Annotated in this window: 15 protein-coding genes and 1 pseudogene; 9 read left to right on the top strand and 7 right to left on the bottom strand. The window is 48.5% G+C overall.

The window, feature by feature from the left end:
- Positions 1–90: 90 nt before the first annotated feature.
- Together aroC and prmB are read right to left on the bottom strand one after the other, a co-directional pair.
- Positions 91–1,194: a chorismate synthase gene (gene aroC / locus JFC05_RS11285; protein WP_198336948.1), complete on the bottom strand. Its 1,104-nt coding sequence runs from the start codon at positions 1,192–1,194 to the stop codon at positions 91–93.
- A gap of 103 nt (positions 1,195–1,297) precedes the next feature.
- Positions 1,298–2,479 (bottom strand): 50S ribosomal protein L3 N(5)-glutamine methyltransferase, encoded by a 1,182-nt coding sequence (gene prmB, locus JFC05_RS11290; protein ID WP_198336949.1) that lies wholly within the window; start codon positions 2,477–2,479, stop codon positions 1,298–1,300.
- Between the two features lie 365 nt (positions 2,480–2,844).
- Here prmB and JFC05_RS11295 point away from each other — a divergent pair, with 365 nt between their 5' ends.
- On the top strand, positions 2,845–4,260 hold the full coding sequence (locus JFC05_RS11295; protein WP_198336950.1) for a L,D-transpeptidase family protein: 1,416 nt from the start codon (positions 2,845–2,847) through the stop codon (positions 4,258–4,260).
- Positions 4,261–4,412: 152 nt separating this feature from the next.
- Here JFC05_RS11295 and JFC05_RS11300 read toward each other — a convergent pair whose 3' ends face one another.
- The gene (locus JFC05_RS11300; protein ID WP_192994967.1) at positions 4,413–4,625 is read right to left on the bottom strand and encodes a hypothetical protein; all 213 of its coding nucleotides are present in this window, start codon (positions 4,623–4,625) and stop codon (positions 4,413–4,415) included.
- Between the two features lie 390 nt (positions 4,626–5,015).
- Between JFC05_RS11300 and JFC05_RS11305 the strand changes: the two genes are divergently transcribed.
- The 6 genes and pseudogenes from JFC05_RS11305 to JFC05_RS11330 all read left to right on the top strand — a co-directional run bounded on the left by JFC05_RS11305 (position 5,016) and on the right by JFC05_RS11330 (position 13,748).
- Positions 5,016–6,761: a TIGR00341 family protein gene (locus JFC05_RS11305; RefSeq protein ID WP_198336951.1), complete on the top strand. Its 1,746-nt coding sequence runs from the start codon at positions 5,016–5,018 to the stop codon at positions 6,759–6,761.
- A 226-nt stretch (positions 6,762–6,987) separates the two neighbouring features.
- A complete protein-coding gene (locus JFC05_RS11310; RefSeq protein WP_198336952.1) occupies positions 6,988–8,082 on the top strand; it encodes a YkvI family membrane protein in 1,095 nt (364 codons plus the stop codon).
- A gap of 188 nt (positions 8,083–8,270) precedes the next feature.
- Positions 8,271–10,943, top strand: a complete 2,673-nt coding sequence (gene alaS / locus JFC05_RS11315; RefSeq protein WP_198336953.1) for an alanine--tRNA ligase — start codon at positions 8,271–8,273, stop codon at positions 10,941–10,943.
- Between the two features lie 346 nt (positions 10,944–11,289).
- Complete coding sequence (locus tag JFC05_RS11320) at positions 11,290–12,576, top strand: aspartate kinase (protein ID WP_198336954.1); 1,287 nt, start codon at positions 11,290–11,292, stop codon at positions 12,574–12,576.
- A 398-nt stretch (positions 12,577–12,974) separates the two neighbouring features.
- Positions 12,975–13,142, top strand: a pseudogene (gene csrA, locus JFC05_RS11325) (carbon storage regulator CsrA); the annotation flags it as partial.
- Positions 13,143–13,373: 231 nt separating this feature from the next.
- The gene (locus JFC05_RS11330) at positions 13,374–13,748 is read left to right on the top strand and encodes a HopJ type III effector protein (RefSeq protein WP_075101716.1); all 375 of its coding nucleotides are present in this window, start codon (positions 13,374–13,376) and stop codon (positions 13,746–13,748) included.
- 134 nt (positions 13,749–13,882) lie between these two features.
- Here the strand turns inward: JFC05_RS11330 and JFC05_RS11335 are convergent, their stop codons facing one another.
- The 3 genes from JFC05_RS11335 to JFC05_RS11345 all read right to left on the bottom strand — a co-directional run bounded on the left by JFC05_RS11335 (position 13,883) and on the right by JFC05_RS11345 (position 15,576).
- The gene (locus JFC05_RS11335) at positions 13,883–14,197 is read right to left on the bottom strand and encodes a YeaC family protein (RefSeq protein ID WP_192994976.1); all 315 of its coding nucleotides are present in this window, start codon (positions 14,195–14,197) and stop codon (positions 13,883–13,885) included.
- 66 nt (positions 14,198–14,263) lie between these two features.
- Positions 14,264–15,268: an NAD(+) kinase gene (locus tag JFC05_RS11340; protein WP_198336955.1), complete on the bottom strand. Its 1,005-nt coding sequence runs from the start codon at positions 15,266–15,268 to the stop codon at positions 14,264–14,266.
- Between the two features lie 161 nt (positions 15,269–15,429).
- Complete coding sequence (locus JFC05_RS11345; RefSeq protein ID WP_198336956.1) at positions 15,430–15,576, bottom strand: hypothetical protein; 147 nt, start codon at positions 15,574–15,576, stop codon at positions 15,430–15,432.
- A gap of 4 nt (positions 15,577–15,580) precedes the next feature.
- Between JFC05_RS11345 and JFC05_RS11350 the strand changes: the two genes are divergently transcribed.
- Positions 15,581–16,303, top strand: coding sequence for a Bax inhibitor-1/YccA family protein (locus tag JFC05_RS11350; RefSeq protein ID WP_198336957.1), 723 nt, complete (start codon positions 15,581–15,583; stop codon positions 16,301–16,303).
- A gap of 95 nt (positions 16,304–16,398) precedes the next feature.
- Here JFC05_RS11350 and JFC05_RS11355 read toward each other — a convergent pair whose 3' ends face one another.
- The gene (locus tag JFC05_RS11355; RefSeq protein ID WP_198336958.1) at positions 16,399–19,185 is read right to left on the bottom strand and encodes a heavy metal translocating P-type ATPase; all 2,787 of its coding nucleotides are present in this window, start codon (positions 19,183–19,185) and stop codon (positions 16,399–16,401) included.
- Positions 19,186–19,624: 439 nt separating this feature from the next.
- Between JFC05_RS11355 and mrcB the strand changes: the two genes are divergently transcribed.
- Positions 19,625–22,126 carry a penicillin-binding protein 1B gene (mrcB, locus tag JFC05_RS11360; RefSeq protein WP_198336959.1) on the top strand — a complete coding sequence of 834 codons (2,502 nt, stop codon included), beginning with the start codon at positions 19,625–19,627 and terminating at the stop codon, positions 22,124–22,126.
- Positions 22,127–22,155 lie beyond the last annotated feature (29 nt).

Raw genomic sequence — 22,155 nt, forward strand, 5'->3', positions numbered from 1 at the left:
TCAAACCTATCTAATAGTCAATATTGGCTAGGTTTGAGTAAGATTTTTGGAACGGCTGATACGCTAGATAACTGATGCTATTTCACGATATTACGTAATTGAGGAGACCGGCGGCTCGACATCGGCGTTTTGACCACGGTGGCGCAGATAATGATCGAGTAACACAATCGCTAGCATCGCCTCGGCGATCGGGGTGGCACGTACTCCAACGCAAGGATCATGACGACCTTTGGTCAGCATGTCGACAGCTTCGCCTTGGGTGTTGATACTCTTGCCAGCCGTGGTGATACTAGAAGTTGGCTTGAGGGCGATGCTCACGCGGATATCTTGTCCTGATGAAATACCGCCCAAAATACCACCAGCATGATTGGCCGTAAAACCCTCTGGCGTCAGCTCATCACGAGAGCGATGACCGAACTGCCCTGCTACCGCCATGCCATCGCCAATCTCCACCCCTTTGACCGCATTGATACTCATCATGGCATGAGCGATATCCGCATCCAGACGGTCAAATACCGGCTCGCCCAGACCCACAGGCACGCCACTGGCGATCACTTCTAGACGCGCGCCGCAGCTGCTTCCTTCGCGGCGCAGACTGTCTATCAAAGCCTCAAACCGACCAATAGCGTCTTTATCCGCCGTAAAAAACGGATTGCTATTGACAAACTCCCAATCAATTTGGCTAGTATCAGTGACGCTGCTATATTGATCGCCTATCTGCGTTACATGACCACGGATTTGCACGCCCAAGCGATCTTGCAGGTATTTTTTGGCAATAGCCCCAGCCGCTACCCGCATCGCCGTCTCACGCGCTGACGAGCGTCCACCACCGCGATAATCGCGAAAGCCGTACTTCATGCTATACGTATAGTCGGCGTGACCGGGGCGAAAGGTATCTTTGATGTCGCTATAATCTTTGGATTTTTGATTGGTATTTCGAATCAGCAGCCCGATCGAAGTGCCTGTGGTCTTACCTTCAAAGACGCCTGAGAGGATCTCGACTTCATCAGCCTCACGGCGCTGGGTTGAGTATTTAGAGGTGCCTGGCTTGCGGCGATCCAGATCTACCTGCAAATCCTCTGCTGACAGTGCCAAACCAGGTGGCACGCCATCGACAATGGCCATCAATCCGGCGCCATGTGACTCACCGCACGTCGTGACGGTAAAAACCTGCCCAATACTATTGCCTGCCATATCTGTCCTTAAGTCCGTAAAATCTATTGCGCACTATCCTATTGAGGTGTTGACGCATGGTCGCCGCTTTTATTTATCATCTAACAGCACTGCCTACATACGACTACTGCGCGCTATCCAATAACTGCACATAAGCGGCAAACAGCTCGCGGTTTGCCACCAGCTCATCATAAGTCATGGCAAACACTCCATGACCACCACGAGCAAATTTTAACCAGTCAAAACTGATATCAGGATAGGCTTGCTTTAGCGCCCATTCACTATCGCCCACCTCGCAGACCAGCAAGCCTTCAGGGCTTAAATAATCTGGCGCTTCAAATAAGATACGATGTACCAAGTCCAAACCGTCTTGACCCGCTGCCAATGCATGCTCAGGCTCATATAAAAACTCAGGCGGCAAATCAGCCATGATGGCAGCATCGACGTACGGCGGGTTGGTAACGATTAGCTCGTACTGGTTTTCAGCAGGTATCTTGGCAAACAAATCTGACTCAATGACATTGATTTGATGACCAAGGTCATGATGATCAACGTTGACCATCGCCACCTCTAGCGCCCCTTTATCGATATCAACTGCATCGACCAGCGCATCGACAAAACGGGTCGCAAGCGCAATGGCAATACAGCCAGAGCCTGTACATAGGTCTAAGATACGCTCAGGCTGTGATAGCTGTTTGACGTCCAAACCATGGTCATAAAATACCGAGGTTTGCTCATTGACATCGACGCCGAGCGGTTTGGCTAGCTCATTGACCTCAAAGTACGGATGAAACTGCTGGCGAATCAGCTCGGCGATGGGCGAGCGCGGGATGAGCACGCGCTCATCGACATAAAACGGTAAATCACAAAAGTACGATAAGTTGATTAAGTAGCTCAGCGGTTTGCGCTCAGCGATACGCTCTTCTAATAAGCTCAGCACCAGCTGCTTTTCTGAAGACGTCAGGCGACAATCGAGGATTTGCTCATTGGCCGACCAGTCCAAAGACAAAGAATGTAAGACGATAGCAGAGGCTTCGGCAAACTCATCCGTGGTGCCTTGAGCGACGACCACATCATAATTGCGCAGCTGGGTGACCGAAAAACGGATAAAATCACGAATACTCACAAGCTGCTCACGTGCTTCTGCAAGCTCAGCATGTAAATTGGCAAATTGCTCATGCTCATGCTCACCGAGCAGACCGGTCTCTAAATCATACGCCATATCACCTTCTGCGACCTGCGCGCCCTCTTCATTGAAGTACTGATTTTGAAACGCTTCTGCGCTCATTGTTTGCTCTTCTGACATATCGCACCTTGCTGATTGAATGCTCACGGATAGCATGCGGATGGATTAAATCGCCTGATAATAAAAGCCGATCTACTAAATAAAAATCTCGTTTACCATTATAGACCCAAACCGTAACTTGCGCCAATACTTGCATTTATAGTGTCACATTTATCTTTGTTTCTATTTACTTTTATGTGTCAGATTGCCTCAGTAGCTTACTTGGCCGTCTACACATTTTCACTATATTATTGCCCAACTGTAGTGAATACGTCAGCAGTTGACGTTTAGACGTCTTAAGATAGAAAAACATGTATCAAAAGTTTGCGAAGCGCCACAATTATGCGCATAATAACCCCATTAGTAGCAACCACAAGTAATGTCATATGATGAAAAGAAAGCCACTTATTACTGCTATCTCAATCGCTATCATTAGCGCCAGTGTTAGCGCGTTTGCCGCGCCCGATGAGACCGCACGCACATTGCCAGTACGTACGGCTGAGACCCTACCAAGTCTTGCCCAAAAAGTCAGTCTTGATGTGCAAGAAAACCGGAGTCACGCGATTGAGCCGCGTGCGACTGAGGCGACGTCCAGCGTCAAGCCAAACAAATCCGCCTCAAGCGATAGCATGACGCAGCTGATTGACTCAAAACAAGCCTCAGATGCCGCCCCCAAGGCAAACACGGCTGATAATATGAGTGCCGCCGATCTGACTTTAAAGGATGAGCAGTCCGAGCACACAGATGACATCAGTGAAGGCCAAGCCGTTGCTGCGCCCAGCAATATCGATGCTATCGACTCCTCTGACCCGTTGTCTTTTGAGCTACCAGACAACGAAAAACGCCAAGACTTCAGCGACGACCCTACCATCAAAAGCATCGAAGACAAAAACGGTAAGCGCTATACCACGCTGAACTTGTCAAGCTATGCCAAACAAGTCAACAACGCCGTTTGGTCGCCGAACATGAAAGTCAACTCAGCGATGACGATAAAAATGCAGGCACTGCTAGATTGGAACCATGCCTCTCCTGGTCCTATCGATGGTGGCTGGGGCATGAACAGCAAAAAAGCATTGATCAACTTTCAAACCATGAAAGGCTTGCCCGCCACCGGCAGGATGGATCAAAAAACGTGGAATGCCTTAACCAAAAACATCCCCGCCAATAAGCCGGTACTGGTGACTTATACACTGACGGATGACGACATCAAAACCAACTTTGCCAGTACACCTGCAGGCTCCGAAGCCAAGTCAAAAATGAAGGGCCTATACTACCAAGACATCAAAGAGATGCTGGCTGAGCGCTTTCATATGGACATTCGCTACTTGGACAAACTCAATAAAAACAAAACCTACAAAGCAGGCGAGACCATCACTGTCCTAAACACCCGCGACCCTCTCAACCAACGTATCAACCGCGTGGTCGCCAACAAAGCCGACAAAACACTGTATGCTTATAATGGTGACAAGCTTGTAGCCACTTATCCTACCACCGTAGGTAGTGACGCCACCCCGTCTCCACAAGGTACCTTCAAAATCATCAATAAGGTCAAGATGCCTTGGTACAAAGCGACTGTCGGTAAAGGCTCGCAGAAAAAAGTACACATGCTGCCACCAGGCCCAAACAACCCAGTCGGCGTCGTATGGATGGGTCTGTCTAAGCCATCATATGGTCTACATGGCTCGCCAAAGCCTGAAGGCATCAGCCGTCAAGCATCAGCAGGCTGTGTGCGTCTGACCAACTGGGATGTGCTCGAGGTATATGCCAATATCGAAAATGGCGCAACCGTCGAGTTAAAATAACTGTTTAACTGGTATTGTATACGCCAAAAAAAAGACCTTGCTTGCAAGGTCTTTTTTTTGGCGTATATAAAACAAGAGGCGTAAAGCAGTGGCTAGGTATAGGTTTGGCGCAAATCCAAAAACAGAAAGTCACCCATTCAGCTAAGATGCGATTACGTATTATAGCCTTCCTCATTACCCGTGATGCTGCCGACTTTTTTGGTAAAAAACAAACCTGCAGGAATAGAGAGCAAAAGACCGGCGACGACCGCGATTTGTACATGCAAAATTTGATTAAAACCTGTCACCAAAGCACCAATGATAAAGACACCGACTGTCACGGTCGCAGCGATTGAGTAAATAACAGAGAATAATGGCCAATTCATGAATTACTCCTTACTTTTTTTGTGGGTATAACTCCTTTATACACTAAATCCACAAAAAAAGTAAGTGTTTCTCACAACCCCTCAGGCCAGTTATAGCAACTAATAACGGGCAAAGCCCTTGCTATCATTAAGGTTTTTATAATAAACCTCTTTATCATTATTGCTACATCATTTTCATACTACCGATTTTTCCTATTGCCGCGTCTCTGACTGAGTCCATAGTTCATAGTTGTCAACCACATTGCGCTACATGACCACCACTCATCCATTACTATCTTCGGTGCTGCCTGCTCGGATGCTGCTCGATGACGACTCGCAAAAAACCCACACATCTGCGGCCATTTATCATTACAATAACGAGTGTCTTTTTTTGATAGAAAGCTACCTATTATGACGTCTGTTGATAAACAAAAAGCCCACCACTCATCCAGCCACACCGCTGATACAACGGCACCATCTCGCACGGATGAAAGCTTAGAGACGCCAACGACTAAGACAGACACTGATGTCGAACCTACTGTCACTGATGACGCCGAAATAGAAAATAGCGCTGATAACAGTAGAGGCGATGACAATAGAAGTAATGATAATGGAGGTGATGACGATGATAACGATGACGATATGGCATGTGCCAAACCTCCTGAGTCTAAGATTAGCATGGAGTCCATCGCACCTGATGTCGTCGTTGCGACCTTAGAGACCACGGACCCCGATGCACCATCAGCAAACGACCAGCCAACCTCAGAATCAGAGCCTTTAAACCCTGATGCTGATGCTGAGCAAACGCCGACACAAACAGCCGAGCAAGCCTCTACACCCGTATCTCAGCAACAGACAGATACTAATGCCCCTGACCAAGAATATGATAAAGAAAATGACCAAGGACGCGATAACAGCGAAGTAAATGAGGAGCAGCAAAACCCAGAGAATGCTGAGCAACAAGCCAAAACTACCGACGCAGAGCAGCTAAAAGCGAGCAAAACAACAGACAAGCCAGCAACAGATGATAGCGACCAGCAAGAAGATGAGATAAAAGAAGAAAAAGAAGCCAAATTAGAGTCTTATAAGCAGTTTGCAGCGGAGCAGTTTAGCAACCAAAAAGTCGACTATCCTGAGGTACGGGTAAAGATAGAGGCCAACGCCCTGCCCAGCAGGATGTATTTTATCATGAATATTCTCTCAGCCATCATTGCCAGCTATGGGCTAGTGACCAACTCAGCTGCGGTGGTGATTGGTGCGATGCTGGTGGCTATGATGCTCGGGCCCATCACGGGCGTGGCATTGGCCATTATCGATCACCGGATGCCGCTGCTGCGTAAGTCGCTGATTACGGTACTTTTGGGCATCACTTTGGTGTTGATAGTTGGTTTCATCGTCGGCTGGCTGCACAAAGACCAACCTCTCACCGCCGAGATTTTATCGCGTACGCAGCCAACTTCTATGGATTTGATGATTGCCTTAGCAGGTGGCACAGCCGGCGCTTATGCCATGGTATCCCCGCATCTTTCGGTTGCCGTTGTTGGGGTGGCGGTGGCGACTGCTTTGGTACCACCACTGGCCGCCAGCGGGATTTTGTTTGCTAATGGTGAGATGCAGCTAGGCTTTGGCGCGCTGTTACTGGCAGTGACCAACATCATTGCGATTCAGTTTACCAACGCCTTAGTGCTGTGGGTGCTTGGGTTTCGGCGACTGGTCGATGACGACTACAAGTCCAGCAACTACCTGACTTTTTTGCAGCGTAACGCGGTGACGTTGTTATTGTTAGGCGGCCTCGGTACCTATCTCACCATCAACCTACAAACCAACGCCAAGCAGCAAGTGTTTGAAAGCAGTGTCAAAGAAGCCATCAATCGCTATTTTATCGATAAAGGCAACGTGCTGACCAACACTCAGTTTGATAGCACTGAGCAAAACCAAGTGGTCCGCGCTGTCATCCGCGGTGAGACGACACCGAGCGCTTATGACGTGCAGCAAATAGAAACCCGCATCACCCAAGATATGGCAAAAAACTTCCCTGATTATCTGCCGATAAAACTCCAGCTGCGTTACCTGCCCGTACAGGTCATTGAGTCCAATCCGCTGACACAAGACAAACTCGACAAAACAGATGCCGCGATTTTGACCAATTCACGCTGAGGGCGTGTAAATCAAACGTATCGGCTGTACTCGATTGCTGACCTCCCAATGCCGTGTTAGTATCTAGGCTTTTTTTTACAGCCTTACTGCCATGCTCTTGTTGTCTGACGCGCAGTCGTCTGTCAATAAAGCATTGAATACTATACTTTGCGCCGCAGCAACAACTCAGGCAGATTAGCCTCACCAACCTAAACTTCAGGAACTTCAGGGATAGGAGTACATCATAGTGAACAAACAATCTTGGCAAATAGCCGCAGCCTATATGTCAGTAGTCGTTGGCGGTGGTTTTGCCTCTGGCCAAGAAGTCCTTCAGTTTTTTACCGGCTACGGGATGGCAAGTGTTATTGGCACACTGGTTAGTGCCGCGCTGTTTGCTTTTTTGGGTATGCAAATTGCGCGCATGAGCTCAAATATGCAGGCCAACTCACACAAAAAAGTACTGTATAGCTTATTTGGTACGCGCGCTGGGTTGGTTGTGGATGTGGTGTTATCATTCTTTTTATTTGGTGTGGGCGTGGTCATGCTGGCTGGTAGTGGTTCCATCTTTACGCAGCAGTACGGTTGGCCACCACTGGTAGGCAGTGTTTTTATGACGGTACTGGTCGTCGCCACACTCTGCTTAAAAGTAAAAGGCATTATCAGGCTAATCAGTATCATCATGCCTGTGCTGCTGCTATTGATATTGGCGATTACCACCTACTCATTTTTTAACAGCACTGCCTCAAGTGAGACGCTAAATAAGGTAGCGCAAGAAATACCTACTATCAGCTCAGACTGGCCGATCTCAAATTGGTTTTTTGGGGCGGTGCTTTATGCCTCATTTAATATCGCCGTTGGCTTTCCTATGCTGGCAGTCATTGGCGGTATGACTCGCTCCGAAAAAACAGCAGCCAGCGGTGGCGCGATGGGCGGGCTCGGCTTGGGCTTGTTAGTATTTTTACTCAATATTGGCCTTTTCGCTAACATCGACACACTCATCGGTGTTGAGATGCCTACTCTAGGACTGGCTTCAAACATCTCACCCGTGTTGGCGATCATCATGTCAGCGACGCTCATTTGTATGATATACAGCACCGCCGTGGGTATGTTTTTTGCTTTTAGTACCCGCTTTGCAACACCAGGGACAAACCGCTTCAAAGCACTTAGCGCGTTTTTTGCTATCGTGGGGCTTGGTTTAAGCCAGCTCGGTTTTAGCACACTCATTGGCACCGTGTATCCCATGCTGGGCATTATTGGTCTCATCATGATCGTGGCTATTATTTGGGTGTGGGTACGCAACCGCAAGCAGCCAATACAAGCGCAAGCTCAAACATCAAGTTAGCAGTTGAACGACTCATGCCGTCATTTGCGGTAAGACCCGTTCACGCTGATTGTTTGTAAATGAAAGCCTCATTGACCTTGGCACAATACCCCAACAGTGATAACTCTTATACCAAGAGCTTGGGCGTTTGTGCTAAAATCGCTTGCAAAATTATTTTACTCAATTCTATCCGTCAGTAAGGAGCCGCTGTGAGCCAGCCATCTCAAACAGCCGATATTCGCCAAGCCTTTATCGATTTTTTTATCAGCAAGCAGCATACCCAAGTGCCATCCTCTAGCTTGATTCCGCACAATGACCCGACACTGTTATTTACCAACGCGGGCATGAATCAGTTTAAAGAAACTTTTTTGGGCATGGAAACGCGCGACTATACGCGTGCGGTGACCTCGCAAAAATGCGTGCGGGCTGGCGGCAAACACAATGATTTGGACAATGTAGGCTATACCGCGCGCCACCATACGTTTTTTGAGATGCTCGGTAACTTCTCGTTTGGCGATTACTTCAAAAAATCTGGTATCGAATATATCTGGGAGTTTTTGACCTCAAATGAATGGTTGGCCATTGATAAAGACCGTCTGTATGTGACCATTTACGAAACGGATGATGAAGCGTTCGATATTTGGCACCATGACATCGGCATCCCAAGCGACCGTATTATCCGCATCGGTGATAATAAGGGCGCGCCTTATGCGTCTGATAACTTTTGGACCATGGGCGACACCGGTCCTTGTGGCCCATGTACCGAGGTCTTTTATGATCATGGTGCCGATGTCGAAGGCGGCCTACCGGGTACGCCTGAAGAAGACGGCGATCGCTATATCGAGATTTGGAACTGCGTCTTTATGCAGTTTAATCGCCAAAAAGACGGCACCATGCTGCCGCTGCCTGCGCCAAGTGTCGATACGGGCATGGGGCTTGAGCGTATCAGCGCCATTATGCAAGGCGTCCATAGCAACTATGAGATAGATCTATTTGTACATCTCATGGAGGCAGCGGCTGAGATTTTAGAGATTGACAATCAGCAGCAGTCATCACTCAAAGTCATCGCCGACCACATTCGTGCAGTAGCGTTTTTGATTGCAGATGGCGTCACACCAAGCAACGAAGGCCGCGGTTATGTACTGCGCCGTGTCATTCGCCGCGCGGTACGTCATGGCAACAAACTGGGCGCTGATAGTGAATTTTTCTATAAAATGGTCGCACCTTTAGTGGCAGAGATGGGCGACGCTTATCCCGAGCTAAAAGACAAACAAAGCGCGATTGAGAGCGCCATTCAAAAAGAAGAAGCGCAGTTTGCTAAGACACTCGCGCAAGGTCTGCGCCTGCTCGCCTCTGAGCTTGAAGGCCTAAAAGATGGTGATATCCTCTCTGGCGAAGCGGCGTTTAAGCTTTATGATACCTACGGCTTCCCGCTTGATTTGACAGCTGACATCACACGCGAGCGCGGTATCGCCATCAATGAGGCTGAGTTCGATGAGCACATGCAAGCACAGCGCGAGCGGGCTCGTGATGCTGGTAAGTTTGATGTGGACTATAGCAGCGTCATTCAAGTTGAGAGTCCTACTGAATTTATTGGTTATGAACAGCTAGAAGAAGATGGCGTGAGCATCGATGCCCTTTATCAAGATGGCAACCCTGTTGAGCGTTTGGCTGAAGGGATGGAAGGCGTCGTGGTCCTAGATCGCACCCCGTTTTATGCTGAAGGCGGTGGTCAAGTCGGTGAGCTGGGCGAAATCCACACTGCAACGGGCGTGTTTGCCGTACAAGATACCAAAAAATCTGGGCAAGCCATCATTCATCATGGCGTCGTGACCATGGGCGAGATTTGTAGCAGACAAACCGCCAATGCTCAAGTGCTCTCAAGCATCCGCGCGGCGAGTGCCAAAAACCACTCAGCCACTCACCTATTGCACGCAGCCCTAAGAGAAGTGCTGGGCGATGCGGTCACCCAAAAAGGCTCATTGGTATCCAGTGAGGTTTTGCGTTTTGACTTTGCTTATGACAAACCTGTCACGCCCGATGAGATTAGCCGTATTGAGCGCCTCGTCAATGAGCAAATTCAAGCCAACACCCCGACCCGTATCGAGCATATGTCCATCGATGAAGCCATGAACCAAGGGGCGATGGCGCTGTTTGGCGAAAAGTATGGCAGTGACGTCCGTGTATTGACGATGGGCACAGAGCGCATCGTAGATGGTCAGCGCAAGCCCTTCTCTATCGAGCTGTGCGGCGGTCTGCATGTGCAGCGCACCGGTGATATAGGCCTACTCAAAATCACCAGCGAATCTGGTATCGCCGCTGGTATCCGCCGTATTGAAGCCGTCACTGGCATGAACGCCATCAAAAACATACAGCAAGGCGAGCAGCAACTCAGCGAGCTGGCAAGTCAGCTAAAAGCCAAGCGCCCTGACGTGGCACAGCGTGTACGTACGATGGTCGACAAGCAGCGCGAGCTAGAAAAAGAGCTTGAGCGTTTGCAGCAAAAGATGGCCAGTGCCCAAGCAGCCAACCTACTCGATGAAGTACAGACCATCGCAGACACCCCTGTACTCATCAGCACCCTAAGCGGTATCGATGGCAAATCCATCCGTACCCTGATGGATGATATCAAATCCAAACTACCAGATAGCGTCATTGTCCTGATCGGTGATAAAAACGAGCAATTGGCATTGGCCGCCAGTGTGGCAAAATCTGTCACCGCCAAGATAAAGGCGGGCAATATTATTCGTCATCTAGCAGGCGAGCTGGGCGGTAAAGGCGGCGGCAAGCCTGACTATGCGCAAGGCGGCGCACCAAAATCTGACAGTGCAAAAGCCGTCATCGACGCACTACCTGCTTGGATTGCCGAGCAGTTAGGTTAGGGCATCTCGGGCATGGCGCTGGGACGAAAACCCAAGCGCTACCTAACCCAAATGCTATCTGAGTGTCATAGAGCAATCCTTATCGCATGATGCGGGTTGGTTATGGCCTTCATAACCAATCGCCATGCATCTAAGCACTGCTGGCACTTAACGTTGCTCAGCAGATATGATATAAAGGTCAACGTTTGAACATATCGTTCATTCACTTGCTCAGCAGCACAACATAGCAAACAGCATAGGGCGCAACTCTTATAATACGGCTTTATCTATGCAGACATTGATTGGGCGTCACATAGATGCACAGCGATGATAAAAAAGGCCATTATTGAATAATAGGTAGATTTTTATGGCGTTAATAGTACAAAAATATGGCGGCACCTCGATGGGTAGTATCGACCGCATAAAAAACGTCGCCAAACGAGTCAAACGCTGGCATGATAACGGTCACCAAGTGGTCGTCGTGGTCTCAGCCATGAGCGGCGAAACCAACCGTTTGATCGATTTGGCACGCCAAATCAGTACCCAACCTGACCCACGTGAATACGACCAAATGGTCTCAACAGGAGAGCAAGTCTCCATCTCATTGCTTGCGATGGCGCTAAAAGAGCTGGGCGTGGGGGCGCGCTCATTGACGGGTCGCCAAGTGGCGATTAAAACCGATAACGCGTATAACAAAGCCCGTATCGAGAGCATCGATGACGAAAACATCCGCGAACAGCTCGATGCTGGCAATGTCGTCATCGTCGCAGGCTTTCAGGGTATCGACGCAGAAGGCAACGCCACCACCCTAGGCCGCGGCGGCTCTGATACTACCGGCGTGGCGATTGCAGCAGCACTAGGCGCTGATGAGTGTCAAATCTATACCGACGTCGATGGCGTCTATACCACCGATCCACGCGTGACCTCAAAAGCCAAAAAGCTTGAAAAAATTACCTTTGAAGAAATGCTTGAGATGGCAAGCCTTGGCTCCAAAATCCTACAGATTCGTTCGGTAGAGTTTGCTGGTAAATATGGCGTGCCGCTGCGTGTGCTATCTAGCTTTGATGAAAATACTGACGGTAGCTTTGACCAAGAATTTCAAGACAATGTCGGCACCCTAATTACGATAGACGAAGGAGACAGTATGGAACAGGCAATCATCTCAGGTATCGCCTTTAACCGAGACGAAGCAAAAATTGTAGTGCGCGGCGTACCTGATCACCCTGGTATTGCCTCTGCTATTTTAAGCCCGATTGGACGTGCCAATATCGAAATCGATATGATTGTACAAAACCTATCGGATCAAGGTACCACTGACTTCACCTTTACCGTCAACCGTACCGACTTAGACAAAGCCATGAAAGTGCTAAATGACGAGGTCAAAGACGACATCGGTGCCAAAGAAATTTTGGGTAACAGTGAAGTGGTCAAAGTATCTTTGGTCGGTGTGGGCATGCGCTCACACGCAGGGGTTGCAAGCCTGATGTTCCAAACCTTGGCCGAGCACAACATCAACATTCAGATGATCTCGACCAGTGAAATCAAAGTCTCTGTCTTGATTCAAGATCAGCATCTAGAAAAAGCGGTCAAATCATTGCATACAGCGTTCGGTCTAGACCGCGACGATGGCGATAGCAAAGTCGCTGGGCTATAATTCATAATTGATATCACCATTATTGATGAAACTGTCATTGATTTTAAACCATTAAACCTATCAACTTAGCATCAACAGTTATCAATTAAATCAGTATCAATTACTTTGCCTAATATATTTAATAAAATAGGGTCTTTTTAGATCCTATTTTTATTTTTTATTATTACTAGGCTGCGTATTTACCCAGTAGTTTTGTGAAAACCCGTGACAGTAACTGTTATGCCCCCTATAATGGGGGCTTCATTTGGGCTAAATGAATCTACCTATCATCGCCGTCATTGGCACAATCATTATGTTGTGATCAACACATGGTTTGTTTTGTGCTGCGGCGATGTCCTGCAATCGAGAAGTAATCTGATGAGTAATAATTTGTTGATGCGACATAAGGAGTGTGACGCATGTTAATTTTGACACGCCGCGTGGGCGAAACGCTAATGATTGGTGATGAGGTCAGTGTGACTGTCCTTGGTGTCAAAGGCAATCAAGTACGTATCGGTGTAAACGCACCCAAAGATATTGCCGTACACCGCGAAGAGATTTACCAACGTATTCAGCATGAGCGTTCTGTACAGTCGCAAATGCAGCATCTTGAGCAAGGCAATTTTGCGCCTTCATTTGATGACGAAGACTATTTTAATCGTTGAGCGATAAAACTGAACGATTAATCAAGAATAATCATTGAGCATCTATTAGAAGTGTGTTTTTATAAATACGCTGTGTTTTTAGAAGTACTGTCGTTTTTATAACTATATAATCTAATAGATTTATTTTTTAATCTGCTCTGAGGTCATTTATTTATGAGTATCCGCCAATCAGATGTATCGGCCCTACTTAATGGTTTAGACAAAAAAGCCATTGGATTCAATGATGTCATCAGTTTTATTGATGATTTTTATCGTTATGCGCCAGCGCCTTTTGTCAACGGTATGGTACATAATGCTGCTGGTGAAAACGAAGGCAGTGCCAAGATTTTTGGGTTTGCCAAGCATCATGGCCTAAACCAATTAGACACGCTAAAACTGTTTGGCGAGCATTATGCCAAAGTCCTAGCGACGCCTAACGGCACAGATCATGCCAATATTCGCAACTTTTTACATTGGGGCTGGCAAGGGTTTTTGATGCAAAAAAACCCACTAACGGTTCGCCCTAGTGTGGATACCACTGCACTTTAAAACCTAATCTATCAAACCAAAAAAAGCCACGCTCATGAGCGTGGCTTTTTGCTGTGTGCTCCTCAGTCAACTCAATACGAAGATAACTTCAATACACAATCAACTGAGCGCTTATTTTGCTTATCACGGTCTGTTTACTGCTTATTGCGAAACTTCACAGGCTGTACCGCGCCTTTGGGATTGGGCATGTTTGGATAGTGATGATCATGCTCGACATCACACTCTGCCCCAACGACTGAGCCATCGTCTTTTACTGGCTTATGAATATAGCCGGTACGCTCAGAAGGCGGCAGATGCTCGTGTTCCCATACCATCACCGCTTGCATGCAGGTCTCGCGCTGCTCCGCGCTTAGCTTACGACCATCTGGCCATTTACCCAGCTCAATCGCCATACGAAACTTATCGACCACCTCTGGCGTCAAACTCGCTAATATCGTTTCTTTATCCATCGTGCCTACTCTCACTATGTCTGACTGTGTTTTTTATCATCTAAGATATTTGTGTCTTAAAAACGCTTATTCATCGTCTATGATATCATCATCGACATCCAGACTGAATTCTTCAGCATGGACGTTCCAGTGTAGCTTGGTGCGACATGCCTCATAAAAATCAAAACCTGGCGGGTGCAGTAGCGTCAATTTGTCGGGATGCTTACGGATATATAGGCGCTGCTCTTGATCTAAGGGTACGCTCGGCTTGCCATCTGCGCTCACCATCGGCTGGGTGCGGTTGTCTTCATGTATGCGAATACATACCTCACTGTTTCCGCTCACCATAATCGGCCTGCTCGAGAGCGTATGAGGATGCATGGGCACCAGACAAATGGCATCCATACTTGGATGGATGATAGGGCCACCGCCTGATAGCGCATAGGCTGTAGAGCCGGTCGGCGTCGCCGCGATCAAGCCATCACTATGCTGCCGATAGACATCTTGACCATCGATTTTCATCTGAAAGTCGATCATATGGACTGACTTACCGGCATGCAGCACCACGTCGTTGAGTGCCATGTCTTCATGAATGATGTTGCGCCCTTCTCGTATCTCCATGGTCAATAGAAACCGATGATCCAGCTGATAATTACCCATCAGTACTTGGCGCAGTTTAAAGGCCGCCTCATCTGGCTTGACGTCCGCCAAAAACCCAAGGCGACCGCGGTTGACCCCCAGAACAGGCACACGGTAGCGTGCCAACGCCTCGGCCGCATGCAGGATAGAGCCATCCCCACCGACGACAATAACCAAATCACAAATCTCGCCGATCAAGCTGCGTTTGACGATTTTGACTTTTTCGATTTCGGTAAGGTTTAACGTCGGTAAGTTGGCGGTTTGCATATCCATGATCAACGTCAAGTTCATGTCATTGATGGTTTGGGCAATTTGCACCAGACTTTGGGTCACACTGCGCTTGCCGGCACGCCCCATGAGGCCAATACGCCGAAAAGCTGGGTTTTTGATGGCGTGGAACAGCTCGGATTCGTGTAAATGTGGCAATCTTGCAGACTGCGCTGAGTTTTCCATAAAAAGACTCGGTATAACGGTAAAATACCAGTTCATGATAGCGATAAATACGTGCTTAGACTAGCATGTTTATGCATTATCGTTGTTAACAGTCGTAATCGACCCCAGATAAAAACCAGTGCACGCTACCACTAGATGAGTTTGTAGCTGTGCTTGTTTGGCTACCAAAATGCCGCCACTGCTGGGTTGTAGATCAGCGCTTTATAACGCCGCGCAGCCTTGCTTTTCATCACGCAAACACAGTTGACAATGATGGCGGTTTTGCTAAAGTAGCTGACATTACTATTTTTATATTTAATTAAGGACATATGTATGGCCAATCCTATTGTCAGTCGCGCAGAGCTTGCGATCGGCGGTAACCCAATGACGGTCAAGGGCGTGATTCAAAAGACCAGTCTGCTACTCGGGTTATCTGCCATCACTGGTGTGGGTTTTTTCTTTTATGCACTGATGGCAGGCCTATCACAAGGCTTTATCACGATGGCCGCCATGGTAAGTATGTTTGCCGCTTTTGGTCTTGCCATTTTTATCACCTTTAAACCACAAAAAGCCAAGACGTTTGCTGTCCCTTATGCTCTGTTAGAGGGTGTGTTTTTGGGTGGTATCTCGCTGTTTTTTATGCGCATGTACCCAAGCGTGCCGGTCACGGCAATGTGTGCGACGTTTGTGACGGCAGCGGTGATGTTGGGGCTATACCGCTCAGGGCTGGTAAAGGTCACTGAAAAGTTCCGCTCTATCGTCACCTCAGCGGCCATTGCCATTATACTTGTCTATGTCGCGCAGTGGGTGTTGTCGTTGGTATTTGGCTCGACCTTGCCTTTCTTGTTTGAAGGCGGCGCTATCGCTATTGGTTTTAGCTTATTTGTCATCGTCATTGCTTCTTTTACCTTGCTACTAGACTTCGATAATATCGATCGCGGTGTGGCAATGGGCGTATCAGAGGATTACGAGTGGTTATTTAGTATCGGCATTCTTGCCACGCTAGTCTGGATGTACATTGAGTTTATGCGCTTATTAAGCTACCTACAAGACTAAATGATATACACCGCTATCACCGTGAACAAAAACCGCCTTGGCTAAGGCGGTTTTTTTATGCATAAGCTTATAGAGTCCCAGTGACTCGGTGGCAGCTACGCGCGTTTTAGCCGCAGGGCGTTTAACACCACAAACAAAGAGCTAAGCGACATGCCAATGGCCGCTAACCATGGCGGTACATAACCGAGCGCCGCTGGTATCAGTACACTGCCATTATAAATAATTGCCCAGCGAAAGTTTTGTTTGATGATGCGTTCGGTTTTATCAGCGATACGCTTGGCTGCGGTAATGGCTTCGATTTGACCGTCCAAAACAATACTATCACTTGATACCTGTGCTAAGTCTGCCGCGCCTGCTATCGAGGTTGACACATCGGCAGCAGCAAGCACTGGCGCATCATTGATGCCATCTCCGACCATCAGCACCACCGCCCCTTGTGCCTGTAGGCTTTGGATATGATCGACCTTATCTGTCGGCGACAAACCATTGTAGGCGGCCTGCATGTCCAAACTCTCAGCCATACGCAGCGCTTGCGGGCTTGGGTCGCCTGTCAGCATGACGGATTCGATACCCAAATCCTTTAACGCATCGAGCATCGGCTTGGCACTATCACGCACTTTGTCATTAAAATAAAAGCAGGCCAACGCTTGCCATGACGCGCCCGCACTTTGCTGACAAGACAACACCACCGCCGAGCTTGCGCGCTCAGCCACCAAGTCAATATGTCGCCCATGATCTGTACTGTCTAAGGCAAAATCCACATGGCCAATACGATAGCGTACATCATCAATCACCGCCTCGACGCCGCCTGCAGGATAGTACTGCAACAACTGAGTGGTAGGCAGATGCAACTGATACGCTGCGGTCAACAGCGCATGGGCAATCGGGTGACGGCTACCGACTTCTAAGGCGGCGGCTATCGCCAGCATTTTGTCTTTTTGCTCAGCGCGCGTCTGCCCTGCTTGCGCCCTGTCTGGCAACAGAGTCATCAGCTCAATATTTAATAAGTTAGGCTTGCCGTACGTTAGGGTACCTGTTTTATCAAACGCCACATGAGTAATCTCTGCAAGCGTCTGTAGCGTATGTCCACGCGTGGTCAAAAACCCATAGCTTGCCAAACGGTTGGTCGAAACCGTCAAGGCAATAGGCGTGGCCAAAGATAGCGCGCAAGGACAAGTCGCCACTAACACCGCGACCGTTGCCCAAATCGCTTGGCTAGGATCGACGATATACCAGCCGACAAACACCAATACCGACAGTACTAAGATACGCGCCACAAACCAGCGTGCCAGCTTATCTGCCTGCTGAGCAAGCTTGGGTTTTTCGCTCATGGCGCGGTTCATCAGTCTATCGATCAAGCCGATTTGGCTGTCTTTTGGCAAGGCGGTAATCAACATCTCAAACGGCTGACTGTCGTTTTGTGCGCCGCCGACGATATAGTCGCCTTGCGTTTTGAGAATCAAATCGCCCTCACCGGTCAACAAACTCTGCGAGACGGTGGCTGTCTGACTGAGCAATATCCCATCACTGATGATCTCAGAGCCTGCCTCTACCAAAATAATATCGCCCACTTGCAAGCTATGCGCGGTGACCATCTGCTTGTCTTCTGTATCGTATGCAGCGTTTGCGCGCTGTGCTTGCCACGCTTGCGCGATGCGCACTGTCAGCTGCTGCAGACTGCTATCCATACTTTGGGTAAAGTCCGCGATGGCGTCTGATGCGCCGCCTGTGTCTTTTTGGGCCGCTGCTATGCTCGCGTCACCAAGTTTAGCAGCACTCGAGGGGTTTTTCGCGCCATCTTGTATCGAGGGGCTTTGCTCAAAATGCTGTAATATCTGTGCAGCGGCATCCTTGTTTTCAGCAATTTTTTGTACCAATACCGGCTCAACCACCACCAAGTCATTGGCCATGGTCGCCGCTTTTAGGCGAGCATTATGCTCGATATAACGCCCCGCCAATAAAAAGAAAATAAACATACTGACCGAATCATAGTATGTCTCACCTTGCCCAGTGATGGTGGCATACAGACTGGCAAAAAAAGTGACAACCAGTGCGATACTGACGGGCACATCCATATTCACCTGACGTGCGCGAACCGCAGACCATGCCGAGGTAAAAAACGGAATACCTGCATAAAAGAAAACCGGCGTACTGACAAACAATGACACCCAGCGCAAAAAATCACGCTGAAATATCAGCATATCGCTGTATTCTCCAAAGTAAATCGCAACGGCATACATCATCGCTTGCATCGAGCCCAGCGCTGCAATACCCAAGCGCAGGAGCATTTGATTATTATGACGTGCCAGCATCGCCTCGTGAGTGTCTTGACGGTATGGCTTGGCTTCGTAGCCGATCTCGTTGATGACTGCCAAAATACGGCTGATCGGTAGGCGGCTTTCATCCCAGATCACACGCATGCGCTGGTTGGTCAAGTTGACTTGGCATTTGCTAATGCCCTCTAGCTCATCTAAGCGCGACTCAATCAGCCAAGTACAGGCGGCGCAGCGCAGGTTGTTGACCGACAGCTCAGCCACCGACATACCGTCTTGTGCGTAGACAAATTGTGATTTGATCTCTTCATGATCATAGGCTTCAAGACGCGTCAGCTGCGTAGGTAGGCTGGCGGTGCGGTTGATCTCTGAGCGGTCCAAATAATACTGCTCAAGCCCAGCCTCTACGATGCTCTCAGAGGCAAGCTGACACCCCATACAGCACATTTCACGCGATTGCCCCAATATCTCAGTATAAAATGGCGGCTCAGGCACAGGGTCTCCGCAGTGAAAACAATGGCCTGCAAGAGGCAACACCAAACCTTCGGTGATAGAGCTATCTTCATAGCGTTGACTGGTAGATGCCGTTTGTGATGGAACACTAGACATAATCGCCCTTATTTGCTTTAGACAGGTTTGCTCGAACCTTATTTGCTTTAAATTTGCGTTACATAAACTGACTAGGTCATGTCTGCATTGTAAATAAGTAGGCCACGCTGCCGCGGATTCATAAAAATTACATCATGGTCGCCTAGACAAACTGCTATCGTGTGTCAGCAGCTGACATGCTCTTTAGACTGCCCGTAAAATTCTGCTGGTGACGAGGGTATGACCTGTATCAGCTTAGTGTCTATTAGCTTAGAATCTATCAACTTAGAATCACTGTGCAGTTTGACTATCGATTATACTATAAGCAACTCCCTCAAGCAGCGGTAACTACTGACCGCTAAATACCCATGAATACTGTCGTTGACGATGATAGATTGAAAAAGTTGTCAATTTGCGTCATTATGAGGCAGTTTTTTTATCCCAAAACGGTGCGACATCAGTGCAAAAATCCAATTTTAAGCGATCCACTCTCACTCTGCCTCAGTCTTCTAGACCTGCTATCGGCACGCTGCCTTCACAGCAGCGTGGTATCGTCTTTAGTAGTCTGATTTTACTTGTTATCATCGCAGGCATGGTGTTGTTGGCGCTCTATTTGATCAAACTTGATCGCACTATTACTCATAAATTTGAGGGTAAGCGCTGGGATATTCCGGCCAAAGTCTACTCGCAGCCGCTTGAGCTATATCAAGGGGCAAATGTCGATCGCGAAACGATGAAGACCTGGCTTGAGCTGCTCAATTATCAAAGTAACAAATCCTATGATCGCACAGGGACTTATCACCGCTCGGGCAATACTTATTTTATTCACACGCGCGGCTTTACCTACAGTGCCAATGACAAAGACGCCGAGCAAGTCATTAAGATGACCATCTCAGGCAATAAGGTTGCGTCTATTCAAAGCACACTGCCGGCCAAAAGTGGCATCATTCGTTTGGAGCCAGTAAATATCGGCGGTATCTATCCAGACAGCAACGAAGATCGCTTGGTGGTGTCGTTAGATGAAGTGCCGCAGCCATTGATTGATGCGCTGATTGCCACCGAAGATCGGGCGTTTTATGAGCATAAAGGGGTCTCGATACGCGGTATCGCGCGCGCCGTGCTCAATAACTTCTCTGGCGGCTCGATGCAAGGCGGCTCGACCATCACCCAGCAGCTTATCAAAAACTTTTATCTCAACTCAGATCGCACGCTCAAACGTAAGGCCAACGAAGCGTTGATGGCGGTTTTGTTGGAGCTACACTACAGCAAAGATGAGATTTTGCAGACGTATCTTAACGAGATTTATTTGGGTCAAAACGGCAACCGCTCTATTAACGGCTTTGGATTGGCATCACAGTTTTATTTTGACAAACCCCTAAAAGAGCTACGTATAGATCAGCAAGCCATGCTGGTCGGTATGGCAAAAGGCCCTAGTATCTATAATCCGCGCCGTCATCCAAACGACTCAAAAGCGCGCCGTGACGTCGTGCTAAACAACATGCTGGCGATGGGTACTTTGAGCCAAGAAGACTACGAAAAAGCTTTGGAGCAGCCGCTGGGCGTGGTGGATAAGCCAGTTGAAGGCAAAAGCCAATTCCCTGACTTTTTAGATATCGTCAAGCGTGAGCTAAATACTGTTTATTATGCTGATGATCTCAAAAACGAAGGTCTGATCATCATCAGTACCTTAGACCCTATTGCTCAGTTGGCCGCTGACAAAGCGGTCGACAAAAAACTGAGCGAGCTGCGCCGTAATAGTAGTAAAACCAAAGATCTGCAAGGCGCTCTGGTTAGTGCCAACCCTGAAACAGGCGAGCTGGTCTCTGTGGTGGGCAGTGGCAGTGAGTTTACAGGCTTTAACCGTGCAGTCGATGCCAAACGTCAAGTCGGCTCTTTATTAAAGCCAGTCATTTATATGACCGCGCTCGAAAGTGGCCGCTATAACTTGGCAAGTCCAGTAGATGATTCGCCGATTACCATCACCCTAGGCGATGGCACCAAGTGGAGCCCCAAAAACTACTCAAACCGTGATCATGGCTATGTCCCCTTGACCACTGCTCTTGCCAAGTCTTATAACCAAAGCACGGTACGTTTGGGCATGGAGTTTGGTGTCGACACTTTTGCCAAACAGTTGCGTCGTCTGGGTGTACAAGAAAAAATCCCGCCTTACCCTTCAGCATTATTGGGCTCTGTCAATCTAAGCCCCATGGATATGCTTGGTGTTTATCAAGTCTTTGCCACCGGCGGCTTTCGTACGCCCATTCATAGTATTCGTACGGTGATCGACAATCGTGGCCGGATTTTGCAGCGTACGGGGCTAAACACGCAGCGCAGCATCCCGCCTGAGACCAACTTTTTGACCAATTACGCCTTACAACAAGTGGTGTCAAACGGTACGGCCAGACGCGCCCAGTCGCTGGGTAGTCATTTAAATCTGGCGGGCAAGACAGGTACGACCAACAACTATCGCGATGCCTGGTTTGCCGGCTATAGTGGCAACTATGTCAGCGTGGTATGGGTTGGCCGTGATGACAACAAACCTATCGGCTTGAGCGGTGGTACTGGCGCCCTACCCGTTTGGATTGACTACATGAAACGCCTGAAACTGACGCCCGTGGCGCTACCGGAGCCTGAAGGCATCGAGTGGCTCTGGCTAGAAAACAACTCAGGCAAACTCTCTGATGAGCGCTGTGCCGATGCACGCTATTTGCCTGTCTTATCCGCGCACCTACCAAAAGAAGCCAGTGCCTGTGCCCTTGGATTATACCAGCAAGAGCGAGCGCGTGAGCAGCTGCAATGGCAAAGCCAGCAAGGCGTCATCAATCAACAACGTCGCCGCGAAGGTTTGGAGATTCCAAATGGCGAAGCGGTCGATTCTAATAATGATGAGGATCAAGCTGACAGCAGTGATGCACAAAGTCGTGCAGATACATGGTATGACCGCGCTGTTGAATGGTTTTAATATTTTGGTAATTTATAAAGGGGCTCTCT

This window comes from Psychrobacter celer, assembly GCF_016107555.1.
GTDB lineage: Bacteria > Pseudomonadota > Gammaproteobacteria > Pseudomonadales > Moraxellaceae > Psychrobacter > Psychrobacter celer.